We start from the raw sequence: 13621 nt of genomic DNA, 5'->3' as shown, positions 1-13621 counted from the left end.
GTCGCGGGGACCGGAGACCGAGGGGGCGAGCCACCTGGCCCCCGCGACGGAACGGCGCTGGCTGGGGGCGAAGACCAGCGCCGCCCAGCTCATTGCCGCGGCGTGTAAGCCTTGCCGTCGCCAAGGAAGCGGTTGGTCCGCTCCCGCGCCTCGCGCTCGGCCTGACCACGTTTCGCGGCCTCGAGCGACTCGCTGCGGAACTGCGCGGCCATCAGCGTCTGGATCTGGAACTGCTGCTTGGCGGTCAGCGCGAGAAGCTGGTTGGTCGCCTGGCTGACCTGCAAGGATCCCTCGGCGCCCTGGCTCCTGTCGACGATCGCCTTCAGGGTCTGGGCATCATCGCGAACATTTTCGACGATGCCGCTCTGAACGGTCATCGTCTGCCGGAACGCGGCCATTTCAGTGTCGAGTCGCTCCTTGGCGGAGGCGACGCGCTGGTCGCGGCCCAAGACCTGATCGAAACTGTCGGGAAAGAGTTGGCGGAACCGCTCGTCGAGCTGGTCGACGCGGAAGTCGATCCCCTGCGCCTGCCCCATCAGCCGATCGATCTCGGCGAGCTTCTGGCGGAGCTGGTCGAGCTGCGGGAAGTCGATGCGGGTCAGGTTCTTGCCCTGGTTGATGAGCATCCGCGCTTCGTTCTGGAGGCTTTGGATCTGGTTATTGATCTGCTGGAGCGTTCGCGCGGCGGTGAGCAGGTTCTGCGAGTAGTTCGACGGGTCGAAGACACTGAGCTGCGCGGACGCCGGCATACTCGTCATGACACCTGCGGTCAGCGAACCGACTGCTCCCGTTCCAAGCAGGGCGGCGATCACATATTTCTTCATTGGGCTTCTCCTTCGGGGACTGAGGGATCGGGAAAATCGGCGAGCAGCGATGCGGCCCAAGCGTGGCCGGCATTCGTGAGGAAGCGCGCGGCGAAATTCGCGGCGCCATGCTCGGCAAGCAGCGCATCGATGGTTTTCTGGGTTTCAGGATCGGACGCGCCGCACAGCGCCAGGGCGATCGGGCCGAGGCCCAGCTCGAACAGGCGATTGCCGCGGGTCGACTGGAGATAATAATGCCGCTTGGGCGTCGCCCGGCTGACCAGTTCGATCTGCCGCGCGTTCAGTCCGAACCGGACATAGGCGGCCTGGCTCTGCGGCTCGATCGCACGGTCGTTCGGGAGCAATATCCGCTGCGGGCAGCTCTCAATGATCGCGGGCGCAATTGTGCTGTCGGCAATATCGGCGAGCGACTGGGTGGCGAACACCACGGCGACGTTGCGTTTGCGCAGCACCTTCAGCCATTCGCGGATGCGTGCCGCGAACAACGGGTGATCAAGAAACACCCAGGCTTCATCGAGGATGAGCAGCGTCGGCCGCCCCGTGAAGCGCGCCTCGAGCCGATGGAACAGATAGGTCAGGACCGGCGCGACCACGCCCGCCTGCCCCATCAGCGCTTCGGTCTCGAAACACTGGACATCGGCGATGGCTAGGTCGTCTTCCGCCGCGTCGAGCAGGCGGCCGAACGGCCCTTCCAAGGTATAGGGCGCCAGCGCGGAGCGTAGTGGTGCCGACTGGAGCAGCAGCGACAGGCCGGTGAGTGTGCGTTCCTCGACCGGCGCGGTCGCGAGGTTCGTCAGGGCCGACCAGATTGTTTCCTTGATCTCGGGCGTGACGAGCACTTTTTCGTGGGCGAGCAACGCGCCGATCCATTCCGCCGCCCAGGCACGCTCGTCGGCCGTGTCGATATGCCGCAAGGGCTGAAAGGCGATGGCCCTGCCCCCTTCGCCATCCTCGCTGCCAAGGCCGAGCGCATGGTGTGCGCCGCCCATCGCGAGAACGGCGGCACGCGCCGAGAATCCCTTGTCGAAGATATAGACCTGACTGTCGGGATAGCGCCGGAACTGGAGCGCAAGCAGTGCGAGTAGCACCGACTTCCCCCGCCCCTGTCGGGCCAACGATCAGCATATGGCCGACGTCGCCGACATGGGTCGAAAGCCGGAACGGTGTCGAACCACTGGTCTCGGCATAGAGCAGCGGCGGACCGCCCAAATGCGTGTTTCGCGCCGGCCCGGCCCAGACCGACGACAGCGGCATGAGATGGGCAAGGTTCAGCGTATGGACGAGCGGCTGGCGGACATTGGCATAGGCATGGCCCGGCAGGCTCGACAGCCAGGCTTCGACCGCATTGATGCTCTCACGGATGCAGGCGAAGCCGAGCCCATTGACGATCCGCTCGACCGCACGAACCTTCTCCTCGACGCGAGCACGATCGTCGTCGGCGACGGTGATCGTCGTTGTCAGATATCCAAACGCGACATGGTCGGCGCCGAGTGCCTGCAGGGCGAGGTCGGCGTCGACCACCTTGTTGTCGGCATCACTGTCGAGGAGCTGGACGGGCTGGTTGTAGATGACCTCGCGCAGGAGCGCCGTGATCGACTTGCGCTTGTTGAACCATTGCCGACGCAGCTTCGTCAGCGTCCGGATCGCGTCGGTCTTGTCGAGCGCGATGAAGCGGGTGACCCAGCGATAGCTGAAGCCCTCATGGTTGAGCGCGTCGAGAATACCGGGACGGCTGAGGTTCGGGAAACCCAGGATGGTGAGGGTGCGCAGATGCTCGGCGCCAAGCATGGGCTCGAGACCGCCGGTCAGCGGCGTGTCCGTGAGCACGCCATCCAGATACATCGGGGTTTCGGGGACGGTGACCGGATGGCGCCGCGTCGAGATCGTGCCGTGCAGGAAGGTCAGCGTCTCGGCATCGTCGAGCGCGCGGACCTCGGGCATGAAGCCGCTGAACAGATCAAGAGCGCGATCGGTTTCCGCGATGAAGGCCGCCAAGGCCTGGCGCCAGTCGCGCCCTTTCACCTCGTCGCTGCGCTCGACCAGCGCGCGGCCCGCCATGTCCGCTTGATCGGGCGAAGGCAGGAAACTCAGTGTCAGATGATAGCAGCTCTCGAAATGCGCTCCCGCACTCTCGAACGCGGCGCGGCGTTCTTCCTCGACAAGCCAGGAAGCCGCTTCGGGGAAATGACTGGCCGGATAACCCAGCGCTTCGCGTCGCTCGGCTTCGAAATGCAGCACCCAGCCCGAGCCGAAGCGCTTGAGGGCATTGTTCGCGCGCGCGCACGCCCCGACCAGTTCGGCCTCGGTCGCGGATTCGAGGTCTGGCCCGCGGAAAGCGAGCACGCGCATGAAGCTGCCGTCCTTGTTGAGGACGACGCCGCGCGCCACCAGCGCTGCCCAGGGTAGATGATCGGCAAGCCGGTCGGCGCGGCTGCGATATTCGCGAAGGTTCAGCATGACAACCGCCCCTTCTGACGAAGGTGGCGGGCGAGTACCGGCGCGAAATCGGGATCGCGCTTCGCCGCGAACACAGCGAGCGTGTGCCCGAACGCCCAGATGATGAGGCCCGCGATCCATTGCTGGAGGCCGAGCCCGAGCGCCGCCGCGAGCGTACCATTGACGATCGCGATCGCGCGCGGCGCTCCGCCAAGCAGGATCGGCTGGGCCAGCGCCCGGTGCATCGGCGCCTCGAAGCCGTCGATATGCTGCCCGGTGCCGATCACGAGATCAGCGCCCCGCCACCGAAGCTGAAGAAGCTCAGGAAGAAGCTCGACGCGGCAAAGGCGATCGAGAGACCGAAGACGATCTGGATCAACCGGCGGAACCCGCCCGCGGTCTCGCCGAACGCCAGGGTCAGACCGGTTACGATGATGATGATCACCGCGACGATCTTGGCGACCGGTCCCTGCACCGACTCCAGCACCTGCTGGAGCGGTTCTTCCCAGGGCATACCCGAGCCCGCCGCCTGCGCGGTTGTTGCGATAGCGAGACCGAGCGCGGCGACGGCCGCGACGGTGACGATGTTGCTGGTTTGAGAGATGCGGGACAGACGCATGGCTATTCTCCTTCGCAATGACTGGTGGGATCGGGGGTGAGGTCGAGGACCGCGTAGTTTCCGTCCGGGTCGAGGCCCGCGACGCGCGCGACGGTGTCGACGCGGCGGGCGAGCCCTCGCCCTGAGATGAACACGACCATGTCGATCGCTTCGGCGATCAGCCGACGCGGCACAGTGATCACGCTTTCCTGCACCAGCTGCTCGAGCCGATAGAGCGCGGAGACGGCGCTGTTCGCGTGAACCGTGGCGATGCCGCCGGGGTGGCCGGTGTTCCAGGCCTTGAGCATGTCGAGGGCTTCCCTGCCCCGGACTTCGCCGACGACGATGCGATCGGGGCGGAGGCGCAGCGTCGAGCGCACGAGATCGGCCATGCTGACGCTGCCGGATCGGGTCCTCAGCGCAACGACATCGGGCGCGGCGCATTGCAGCTCGCGCGTGTCTTCAATGATCAGCACGCGCTCATCGAGATGCGCCATCTCGGCAAGCAAGGCATTGGCGAGCGTCGTCTTGCCCGAGCTTGTGCCGCCGGCGACCAGGATGTTCCGGCGTTCGACCACGGCCAGCGACAGCAACCGCGCGGTTTCAGCGGGCATGATGCCGTCAGTCACATAGTCGAGCAGCGTGTAGATGCGTGCCGCGGGCTTCCGGATCGAGAAACAGGGCGCGAGACTGACGGGGGGCAACACCCCCTCGAACCGCTCTCCTGCTCCGTCGCCATGCGGCGGCAATTCGGCCGATATGATCGGCGATACCGCATTAGCCTCGGTGCGGGCATGGCTCGCGACCAACCGGATGATCCGTTCGATCTGGGCGGGGTCATAGCGGATACCGGTATCGACGCGGCCCTCGCCGAGCCGGTCGAGCCGGAGCAGCCCGTCGGGATTGACCATGATCTCGATGACCGCGGGATCCGCGAGCGCGCCGGTGATCGCCGGTCCCATCGCGGTGCGGAGCATGGCACGGCGGCGCTCGGCCGAGAGCAGTTCGCTCATGACCGCGCCTCCGCCATGTCGCTGGTATCGAGTGTGCGCTTGCCACCGGCGATCTGGCGACCAAGCTGGGCAATGAAGCGCTCGAAACGCTGATTACCGACCGCCAGCGCAGCAGCATCGGCCTCGGGCAACGGCGCCGTGACGGTCAGCTGGTAGCGAACGAAAAGGGCCAGCGCTTCCAGCACCACCTCGATGTCGCGTCGGCTTGCACCGACCTCACGCGAGATGCGATCGAGCCGGACCTTCAGGAGATCATCGACCTCCTTGCTCGCGCCCCGCGCCAGCCAGGTCTTGAGAGCCTCGTTGACGATGCGCGACTTGTTGCCGCCGCGCCGGATCACCAGCGCGTCGAGCGCATTGCTGAGGTCAAGATCGATGTAGAGATTTTGGCGGACTTTCATCGCTCAGATCCCCGGCATCAGATCTGGAGTCTGGGACTGGTTCATCGCGTGGCCGCGCACGAGCGAGGCACGCACGCGATCCATCACCCGCTTGTCGGCGGCGGCATCGGGGTCGTCGCGATCAGCATCGAGGAGCTCGAGCTGCTTTGCGGGTTCGGCCTTGGCGGGCTTCACCTCGATCCCGGGATGCCGTTGCTGTTCGAGGCCGCCTTCGCTCTCGACGGCATCGACCTGTTCCACATTGAGGCGCGTATCGACCGCGCTGACGCAATCGCTCCAATCGTCAGTGCGCGGACGCGGCCGGTCGCTATAGCCTTCCGCCTCCAGCGCTGGCGGGGTCGCGAGCCGGGTTCGGAAGTTGCGATCCTCATAGTAGCGAAGCTTCCTGGCGCGGATCGGCGCCATGCCGGAGATCAGCACCAGCTCGTCGGCGGGCGGCAGCTGCATCACCTCGCCCTGCGTTAGCAGCGGGCGTGCGGTCTCCTGCCGGCTGACCATGACGTGCGCGAGCCAGGGCGCGAGCCGGTGTCCGGCATAGTTGCGCATCGCGCGCTGCTCGGTGGCGACGCCGAGTGCATCGGAGATCCGACGCGCCGTGCGCTCGTCATTCGTGGCAAAGGCGACGCGCACATGGCAGTTGTCGAGGATGGAGTTGTGCTCGCCGTATGCCTTTTCGATCTGATTCAATGACTGGGCGATGAGGAATGCGCGCACGCCATAGCCCGCCATGAAGGCCAGGCTGGTCTCGAAGAAATCGAGCCGCCCGAGCGCCGGGAACTCGTCCAGCATCATCAGGAGCTTGTGCTTGCGGCCCTCTGCCCGATCGGCATCGAGCTTCTCGGTCAGGCGGCGGCCAATCTGGTTGAGCACGAGGCGAACGAGCGGCTTGGTCCGCGAGATGTCCGAAGGCGGAATGACGAGATAGAGCGAGACCGGATGTTCGGCCTCGACCAGGTCGGCAATGCGCCAGTCGCATCGCGAGGTCACCGCCGCCACGGTCGGATCGCGATAGAGACCGAGAAACGACATCGCGGTCGACAGCACGCCGCTGCGCTCGTTCTCGCTCTTGTTCAGAACTTCTCGCGCGGCGGAAGCCACGACGGGATGAACCTTCGGCGCATCGGTGCTACCGACATGGTTGGTCTCCATCATCCGCTTGAGCGTGGCAACGAACGGGCGCTGCGGGTCGGAGAGGAAGGTCGCGACGCGGGCGAGCGTCTTCTCTTCCTCGGCATAAAGAATGTGTAGAATCGCGCCGACCAGCAGCGAGTGGGAGGTTTTTTCCCAGTGGTTGCGCCGCTCGAGCGCCCCTTCGGGATCGACCAAAATATCTGCGATGTTCTGAACGTCGCGGACTTCGTCGGTTCCCCTGCGGACTTCCAGTAGCGGATTATACTTGGCCGATGCCGGATCGGTCGGGTTGAACAACAGCGCGTGGGAGAAGCGCGAGCGCCAGCCGGCGGTGAGCTGCCAGTTCTCGCCCTTGATGTCGTGGACGACCGTGCTGCCGGTCCAGCTCAGGAGCGTGGGGACAACGAGCCCGACGCCTTTGCCCGAACGTGTCGGCGCGAACGCCATGACATGCTCTGGTCCGTCGTGACGCAAATAGCGCCCGCGAAACCGCCCCAGAAAGACGCCCGCGTCATTGTGAAGGCCTGCCCGGACAAGCTCGCCGGACGTCGCCCAGCGCGCCGAACCATAGGTCGTTACATGCCGCGATTGCCGCGCACGCCAGAGCGATCCGGCGATCGCCGCGGCGCAGCCGAGGAAACCGCTGGCCCCGGCAAGCGTACCAGCCTTGTCGAAGACATGCGGCGCATAGGCGTCGTACGAATACCACCACCAGAAAATCGCCCAGGGGCGATAGATCGGGAGGTTGCCGATCTGGAACCAAGCCGTACCGAGCTCCGCTTGGTAGCCGAGCATGGCCGCGCACCATTGTGTCGCGGCCCAGACGCCCGCCACGACGATCGCGAACACGACGAGGATCTGGCCGATCAGCAATTTGGTGGGGGTCATGAGGCGCTCCGCCCGCAGGCGACAGTCCGCCCCGGTTCAGGCCTCGAAGAATTGAGGACTTGGCGATTCGAGAAAATTACGCCCTTGGCGCGCCACTAGGCGTCTCTACGCGCCATCGCCGATGAGAGCGGTCGTTCAGAGCGTGTGCTCGAGCGTATAGCTGCGGATTTCGGGCGTGACACTTCGAGCGCCGATATCGCAGGTCACGCTGATGCGACTTGCAGTGGCGGCAGCCATACCGCCAAAGAGGGATATGCCCCGACCCAAGCACCGACCGCTTACGCAAAGCGTCGCCCAAGAACTGCGCCGTATCTCGCTTTCGGAAGCGCCGGGTGTATTCCTGGGGTCAGAAAAGGATCTGATGGGCGCGCTTGGTGTTAGCCGCCCGACTTTTCGGCAAGCGGTCAACTTGATCGAGCACGAGCAGCTGCTTTCGGTGGTTCGCGGCGTCAAGGGCGGCATCTTCAGTCGTCGGCCAGACATTGGCGGAGTGATTTCCTCGGCATCGACTTTCCTGATCTCGCGCGGGACGACTTTGGGGGATCTGCTTCTGACAACTACGTCGCTGTTACGTGACGCCGCTGCGCTGGCGGCTGGATTCCAAGATGAAGCGCTCAGAGCGAGGGCTGGGGAGCTTCTGAAAACGTTGGCTGCGGCCGAGAATACACCGCAGGACCTCGCAAGATTTCAGCACGACGAAATTACGCTGATCACCTTACTTTGTGAGATGGGGAGCAACCCTGCTGTCGAGCTGTTGCTGCGAATGATGTATTCGCTGGGCGTTTCCGCCTTTCCCTCCATTTTCGAGGGGCGCGAAGATTTGATGCAATTTCGTCGGACAGCCAGAGTGCGGCTGCTCTCGGCGATCGTTGCTGGGGATGTCGAGCAAGCGCAACGTGCGAGCCGCCAGAATGCGCATTTCTCGCGGTCACGCATCGATCCTTCGCTGCTCGATCAGCGAATGATAACGCCGGGAACGGCTAGCTGACCTCAGGATCGGTGTAGTAAGGCTTTCGCTGTTCGGCATGCGCGTTTAGCGCTTCAATTTGATCGGGGCCAGCCAGAAGACCGACTTGGGCTTCGGATTCAGACAATAGGGCGACCTGCGGCGACACCGATTGAGTCTCGTTCAGGAGTTGCTTTGCCGCCCGAACGGCGCGGGGTCCCTGCTCCGCGATGGAACTCGCCAGTTCGAGTGCCGCGACGTGAGGATTCGCCGCCAGCTGGGTAACGATGCCCATCGACGCCGCCTCGATCCCCGTGAACACGCGCGCGGTATAGATCAGCTCGCGCAGCACATCCTCCCGAACGATCGAACGCAGCAGGACGGTGCCCGCCATGTCGGGAACGATTCCCCAGCGAACCTCCATCAGCGAGAATTTAGTGTCCGGCGCGCTAATGCGAATGTCGGCGCCGAGCGGGATCTGCAATCCGCCGCCAAAGGCGACGCCATGCAGCGCGGCAATTACCGGGACCGGAACTTCGCGCCATGCCAAGGCAGCTTGCTGGTAGCGATTAGCGAGTCCGTGGCTGCGCGACTGCATCGCCTGTTTGCCCTCGTCGCTCATCAAAGCCTGGAGGCTTTCCAAGTCTATTCCTGCGCAGAACGCCTTGCCTTCTCCAGAGAGAACTACTGCCCGGATCGTCGGATCGACTGCGACCGACTCCGCGGCCGCGATGAGAGCATCAAACATCGGCCCATCCAGAGCATTCATCTTGAACGGGCGGCGCAATCGAATATCCGCGACGGCGCCCGCTCTCCCGATCGAGACGCGATCGCCGATCATGCGCTCCTGAAGTTGGCGCATCAGGCGCGCTGATTGAAGCGGCGGCCGACCAACGCCGATGCGATATTGGTTTTCTGGACGTCGGTTGTGCCGCCCGCGATGCCCCAGGCGTAGCTGTCGCGCACGCGCTGCTCCATGCGATACTCCTTGGAGTAGCCATAGCCGCCCATGATCTGCAGCCCCTTGGACGCGACCTCGACCACCATTTCGTTCGAAAAGCATTTGGCGAGCGAGCTGTCGAGGATCGAGGGCAGACCCTGGCTGGCGTTCACCGCGGCGCGATAGATCAGCAGGCGTGACGCTTCGACCTTCATCGCCATTTCGGCGAGCTTCAGCTGGATCGCCTGGAAATCGACGATCGGCTTGCCGAACTGATGGCGTTCCTGGGAATATTCGGTCGCCTCCTCCAGCGCAGCGGCGGCGATGCCCAGGCCCATGGTGGCGTTGCCGCAGCGTTCGAGGCTGAACGCGGTCATCAGCTTGCCGAAGCCGCCCTTGGGCACGATCAGATTGTCCTTCGACACGCGTACTTCGTCGAGATAGATGTCGGCCGAGGGGATGCCGCGAAAGCCCATCAGACTTTCCGGGCGTCCGAAGCTGATCCCTTCGCGCTCCTTCTCGACCAGCACCGCGCCGATGCCCTTGGCGCCCGGCTCATCATCGAAGCGGCAATAGACGATGTAATAGTCCGAATGGCCGCCGCCCGAGCACCAGCGCTTCTGGCCGGTGAGGACGATCTCGTCACCGTCATAGCGGGCAGCGGTCTTGAGATCGGTGAGCGCGGTGCCTGCTGCAGGTTCGGACATCGAGACCGCGACGATCTTCTCGCCCTTGATGACCTCGGGCAGGATACGCGCCTTGAGCTTGTCGCTCGCGAAATGCTCGACGGTGCGGACGGGACCCGTGGCGCTCTCGAACACCGGAAATGCCACCGCCACCGAGATCATTGCGAATTGTTCGAGCACCAGCAGTGCCTCGAGATGCCCGAGGCCCAGGCCGCCATATTGTTCGGGCAGGTTAACGCCGAGAAAGCCCATTTCGGCGTAGCGTTTGCGCATCGCGTCCGGGACCGGACTCGCTTTCTCCTCAAGCTCCCGCGCCAGGTCCGAGAGTTCCGCGCGGGCGAACTTGCGCGCGGCTTCCTGCAGTTCGCGCTGGGTGTCCGTGAGCCGAAATTCCATGTCTATCTTCCCGTCACGAGTAGGATCAGGCGGTGATGTGGCCGCCGCCGTTCACGCTGAGATGCTGACCCGTAATGAAGGCCGAGGCAGGCGAGAGCAGAAAGGCGATCGAGTAGGCGGCTTCGTCTGGACTGAGGAAGCGGCCGAGCGGGATGTTCGAAAGATATCGGTCCCGGAACTTCTCGCTGCGTGCGATCTCGGTCATCTCAGTTTCGACGACCCCGTAGGCGACGCTGTTCACGCGGATGCCGTGACGGCCCCATTCACGGGCTGCGCTCATCGTGATCCCGAGCACTCCGGATTTCGCGGCACCATAATTGATCTGGCCGATCGTTCCCTTGCGACCGGCATCGGAGGATATGTTGACGATAGCGCCCGGATTGGCCTCGCCCTCTTTGGCTCTGGCGATCATCGTTGTGCCGACTGCCTGCAGCATGTTGAAGACGCCGGTGAGATTGACATCGATCACGGCCTGCCAATCCTCGAGAGTCATCTTCTCGATCATCGCCGTACGGGTGATCCCTGCGTTGTTGACCAGACCATCGACCGCACCGAACCGGGCGATATGTGCGGCCATGGCGCGGCCCACGAACGACCGGTCGGTAATGCTGCCGCATTGCACGAGAATGCGCTGTACATCGAATGCCGAGGCGGCTTCGCTAAGCCTTTCCTCATTGCGATCGAGCAGCGTTACATGCGCGCCGAGTTCGTACAACAGATGAGCGGTCGCCAGTCCTATTCCCTGCGCGGCGCCCGTAATGATCACGCTGCGGCCATCGAGTGACATCGGGTTGATCATGTTCGTCTCCATTCTGCTATCGCGCCTCGCCGCCGAGGGTCTCGCCCGAGGAATTACCCAGCGTCCAGCCACCGTCGCATTGGAAGATCGAGCCAGTGACATAGGCCGATGCGTCGCTTGCGAGGAACATCGCCATCTCGGAGACATCGCTTTTCTGTCCGAAATCACGCAGCGCTATGCGGGCCTTCCAGGACGCTTCTTCCTCTGCTGTGGGAGTGAGACGCGCCATGCCCTCGGTACCGCCGATCGGGCCTGGTGAAATCACATTCACGCGCACCCCCGCCGGGCCCCATTCCATCGCCAGGACCTTCACAAGCATGTTGATGCCAGCCTTCGCTGCGCAAACATGTGCCTGGAACATCATCGGGTTCGTCGCCTGACCCGCGCTGATCGCGATCAGCGATGCACCGGGTTTGCGAAGCAGCGCATAGGCGGCGCGGAATATGTTGAAGGTACCATTGAGATCAATGTCGATGACGGTGCGAAATCCGTTCGCCGACATGCCGAGCGCGGGCGCGAGAAAGTTTCCGGCAGCACCTGATATGACGATGTCGAATTCGCCGAACCTGTTCCGCGCGAGTTCAAGCCCCGCCTCCACCGAGGCATAGTCCCGCACATCGAGGCTGACACCGATGGCCTCGCCACCTCTCCCGCGCAGATGGTTCGCGGCGTTCTCGGCCTTTTCGGCGTCGCGGCCGGCTATGGCTACGCTTGCGCCCGCATCCGCATATGCCTCTGCGATACCAAGATTGATGCCGCTGGTGCCGCCGGCGATGAAGACCGACTTGCCTCGCAAGAGGTCAGGACGAAAGACTGATCGGGTCATGAACTGTCCAGTAAATTATGAGCTGATCTGCTTTCAGCCCTTGATACGGACCGGCAGCCGGGTCGGGCTGCGCACGAGATTCGAGAAAGCGTAAGTGGGCGGTGTAAGCACCTCGATCTCGAGTCCGCGGGCCAGCACTTCCTCCCACAATACGCGCAACTGCATTTCCGCCAGGCGCGAGCCGATGCAGCGATGCGGCCCCATGCCAAATGATAGATGCTGGCGTGCGTTCGGTCGTTCGATCCGGAGACGATCGGGCTCATCGAACACGCTCTCGTCGCGATTGCCCGAAATATACCACATGGCGACCCGGTCGCCTTCCTTGATGATTTTACCGCCAAGCTCGATGTCGCGCGTCGCGGTTCGGCGCTCATAGATGACCGGTGTCTGAAAACGGATGATCTCGGACACGGCGTTGCCGAGCAGTTTCTGATTTGCCTTGAGCTTCGTCCACTCATCGGGGTTCTGCGCGAATCCCCATACCCCGCCCGACATAGAGTTGCGGGTGGTGTCGTTTCCGCCGACGAGGAAGAGACCGAAGACGCTGGTGATTTCCTGAAGCGACGCGTTGCGCATCTCCGGGTCGTGCGCGAGGATCGAAATGATGTCGAAGCCCGGCGGCTCGCTCTGGCGTCGCTGCCAGACCTCCACCATCGACATGTAGAACTCCTTGAGAACCTCCTGCCTTTCTTCCTCCGTGCTGATGGGACTCTCCGGATCCTCAAGATCAGCGGTAATGATGTCCGACCAGCGCACCAGCCGGCGGCGATCTTCCACCGGATGTCCGAACAGCGTGGCCAACATCATCGAGGTGAGCTCGACGGATACATTCTCGACCCAGTCGAACTCCTCGTTGCGGGGCAGCGCATCGAGCGTACGGCCAGCCCGCTCGCGGATAAGAATTTCCATCTGGCCCAGGCTCTTTGGGGCGACGATGCCCGTGACGCTCTTGCGCTTACGCGTGTGGTCGGGCGGATCCATCTGCATGAAGCTCTGGCTCGTCTTGCGATCATCCAGGGTCACACCTCCGCGCGAATAATGGGAAGAGAAGCCGTCTGGGTCGGTATCGACCCGGACGATGTCTTCGTAGCGTGTGATCGACCAATAGGGTCCGCTGCGGCTGTCGGCGCAGTAATGCACCGGATCGTCTGCCCTGAGCTTCGCGAACAGCGGTCGCCAGGAATCGTCGCGGAAGATGCTCGGACGGCTGACATCGATCGTCTCGATCGCACCGCGAATCTGAGTGTTCATTGCCCCGTCCTTTCTCATTGGCCTTCCGGCACAAGCACGACCAGCCCGTCGAGTTCAGGCGTGAGGATCACTTGGCACGCCAGCCGGGAGTTAGGCTGGACATCGGCCGGAGCGCCTTCGAGCATCGATTCTTCAGTCGAGCCGGGTTCGGCCGTGCCCACGCGTTCGATCCAGTCGCTGTCGATATAGACATGGCAGGTCGCGCACGCGCACTGCCCCCCGCAATCGCCATAGATCCCGGGCACGTCATGCTCGACGGCGGCGCGCATGAGACTTTCCCCTTCCGCAACCGTTGCAAAGATCTGTTCCTGGGAAGGGAGTCCGAAAACGATGCGCATCTCATTTCTCTTTCGTGCGGTGCCAGTCGAAGCATCAGAACCATGCGGGTTATATATCTACCTATTTTAGAGCGTGCCTGTTCTCCAGATGCAGCTAGAAGTCCGCACACTGGTGATGGGCAGGTCACCTGCGGGAGGAATCATGACT

General features: G+C 63.5%; 13 protein-coding genes and 1 pseudogene. 1 reads left to right on the top strand and 13 read right to left on the bottom strand.

What is annotated here, in order from left to right:
• Positions 1-89: 89 nt before the first annotated feature.
• The 7 genes and pseudogenes from trbJ to LRS12_RS10165 form a co-directional block, all read right to left on the bottom strand.
• Entirely contained in the window at positions 90-824 is a 735-nt protein-coding gene (gene trbJ, locus LRS12_RS10195) for a P-type conjugative transfer protein TrbJ (protein ID WP_257844485.1), read from the bottom strand.
• Positions 821-3281: pseudogene (gene trbE, locus LRS12_RS10190) on the bottom strand (conjugal transfer protein TrbE). The gene trbJ and the pseudogene trbE overlap by 4 nt, the downstream one beginning before the upstream one ends.
• A complete protein-coding gene (locus LRS12_RS10185; protein ID WP_257844484.1) occupies positions 3275-3547 on the bottom strand; it encodes a VirB3 family type IV secretion system protein in 273 nt (90 codons plus the stop codon). Before LRS12_RS10185 ends, trbE begins: the two are co-directional and overlap by 7 nt.
• A complete protein-coding gene (locus tag LRS12_RS10180; protein ID WP_257844483.1) occupies positions 3544-3879 on the bottom strand; it encodes a TrbC/VirB2 family protein in 336 nt (111 codons plus the stop codon). The genes LRS12_RS10185 and LRS12_RS10180 overlap by 4 nt, the downstream gene beginning before the upstream one ends.
• A gap of 2 nt (positions 3880-3881) precedes the next feature.
• Positions 3882-4871 (bottom strand): P-type conjugative transfer ATPase TrbB, encoded by a 990-nt coding sequence (trbB, locus tag LRS12_RS10175; RefSeq protein WP_066581922.1) that lies wholly within the window; start codon positions 4869-4871, stop codon positions 3882-3884.
• Entirely contained in the window at positions 4868-5272 is a 405-nt protein-coding gene (locus tag LRS12_RS10170) for a CopG family transcriptional regulator (protein ID WP_066581919.1), read from the bottom strand. The genes trbB and LRS12_RS10170 overlap by 4 nt, the downstream gene beginning before the upstream one ends.
• Positions 5273-5275: 3 nt before the next feature.
• Positions 5276-7291: a conjugal transfer protein TraG gene (locus LRS12_RS10165; RefSeq protein ID WP_257844482.1), complete on the bottom strand. Its 2016-nt coding sequence runs from the start codon at positions 7289-7291 to the stop codon at positions 5276-5278.
• A gap of 253 nt (positions 7292-7544) precedes the next feature.
• Here LRS12_RS10165 and LRS12_RS10160 point away from each other — a divergent pair, with 253 nt between their 5' ends.
• Positions 7545-8279, top strand: a complete 735-nt coding sequence (locus tag LRS12_RS10160) for a FadR/GntR family transcriptional regulator (protein ID WP_257844481.1) — start codon at positions 7545-7547, stop codon at positions 8277-8279.
• On the opposite strand, the gene LRS12_RS10155 is transcribed toward LRS12_RS10160, so the two are convergent.
• Genes LRS12_RS10155 through LRS12_RS10130 form a run of 6 tightly spaced genes read right to left on the bottom strand, consistent with a single transcriptional unit; the run spans position 8272 to position 13473 of the window.
• The gene (locus LRS12_RS10155) at positions 8272-9078 is read right to left on the bottom strand and encodes a crotonase/enoyl-CoA hydratase family protein (protein ID WP_066581957.1); all 807 of its coding nucleotides are present in this window, start codon (positions 9076-9078) and stop codon (positions 8272-8274) included. The two genes, LRS12_RS10160 and LRS12_RS10155, sit on opposite strands and share 8 nt — an antisense overlap.
• A gap of 20 nt (positions 9079-9098) precedes the next feature.
• On the bottom strand, positions 9099-10259 hold the full coding sequence (locus LRS12_RS10150; protein ID WP_075150236.1) for an acyl-CoA dehydrogenase family protein: 1161 nt from the start codon (positions 10257-10259) through the stop codon (positions 9099-9101).
• 25 nt (positions 10260-10284) lie between these two features.
• Positions 10285-11058 carry an SDR family NAD(P)-dependent oxidoreductase gene (locus tag LRS12_RS10145; RefSeq protein ID WP_257844480.1) on the bottom strand — a complete coding sequence of 258 codons (774 nt, stop codon included), beginning with the start codon at positions 11056-11058 and terminating at the stop codon, positions 10285-10287.
• A gap of 16 nt (positions 11059-11074) precedes the next feature.
• Positions 11075-11884: an SDR family oxidoreductase gene (locus LRS12_RS10140; protein WP_066581861.1), complete on the bottom strand. Its 810-nt coding sequence runs from the start codon at positions 11882-11884 to the stop codon at positions 11075-11077.
• Between the two features lie 33 nt (positions 11885-11917).
• On the bottom strand, positions 11918-13135 hold the full coding sequence (locus LRS12_RS10135) for a cytochrome P450 (protein WP_083954482.1): 1218 nt from the start codon (positions 13133-13135) through the stop codon (positions 11918-11920).
• A 14-nt stretch (positions 13136-13149) separates the two neighbouring features.
• A complete protein-coding gene (locus LRS12_RS10130; protein WP_066581868.1) occupies positions 13150-13473 on the bottom strand; it encodes a 2Fe-2S iron-sulfur cluster-binding protein in 324 nt (107 codons plus the stop codon).
• Positions 13474-13621: the final 148 nt, after the last annotated feature.

This window comes from Sphingomonas sp. J344 (genome assembly GCF_024700005.1).
Classification (GTDB): Bacteria; Pseudomonadota; Alphaproteobacteria; order Sphingomonadales; family Sphingomonadaceae; genus Sphingomonas.
The sequence above is the reverse complement of the archived record's forward strand: the minus strand, read 5'-3'. Positions and strand labels throughout refer to the sequence as shown.

What these genes read in the sequence shown, in the direction of transcription:
- trbJ (WP_257844485.1), bottom strand. Translation starts at nt 824, where the DNA reads ATGAAGAAATATGTGATCGCCGCCCTGCTTGGAACGGGAGCAGTCGGT.
- LRS12_RS10180 (WP_257844483.1), bottom strand. Translation starts at nt 3,879, where the DNA reads ATGCGTCTGTCCCGCATCTCTCAAACCAGCAACATCGTCACCGTCGCG.
- trbB (WP_066581922.1), bottom strand. Translation starts at nt 4,871, where the DNA reads ATGAGCGAACTGCTCTCGGCCGAGCGCCGCCGTGCCATGCTCCGCACC.
- LRS12_RS10170 (WP_066581919.1), bottom strand. Translation starts at nt 5,272, where the DNA reads ATGAAAGTCCGCCAAAATCTCTACATCGATCTTGACCTCAGCAATGCG.
- LRS12_RS10165 (WP_257844482.1), bottom strand. Translation starts at nt 7,291, where the DNA reads ATGACCCCCACCAAATTGCTGATCGGCCAGATCCTCGTCGTGTTCGCG.
- LRS12_RS10160 (WP_257844481.1), top strand. Translation starts at nt 7,545, where the DNA reads ATGCCCCGACCCAAGCACCGACCGCTTACGCAAAGCGTCGCCCAAGAA.
- LRS12_RS10155 (WP_066581957.1), bottom strand. Translation starts at nt 9,078, where the DNA reads ATGATCGGCGATCGCGTCTCGATCGGGAGAGCGGGCGCCGTCGCGGAT.
- LRS12_RS10150 (WP_075150236.1), bottom strand. Translation starts at nt 10,259, where the DNA reads ATGGAATTTCGGCTCACGGACACCCAGCGCGAACTGCAGGAAGCCGCG.
- LRS12_RS10145 (WP_257844480.1), bottom strand. Translation starts at nt 11,058, where the DNA reads ATGATCAACCCGATGTCACTCGATGGCCGCAGCGTGATCATTACGGGC.
- LRS12_RS10140 (WP_066581861.1), bottom strand. Translation starts at nt 11,884, where the DNA reads ATGACCCGATCAGTCTTTCGTCCTGACCTCTTGCGAGGCAAGTCGGTC.
- LRS12_RS10135 (WP_083954482.1), bottom strand. Translation starts at nt 13,135, where the DNA reads ATGAACACTCAGATTCGCGGTGCGATCGAGACGATCGATGTCAGCCGT.
- LRS12_RS10130 (WP_066581868.1), bottom strand. Translation starts at nt 13,473, where the DNA reads ATGCGCATCGTTTTCGGACTCCCTTCCCAGGAACAGATCTTTGCAACG.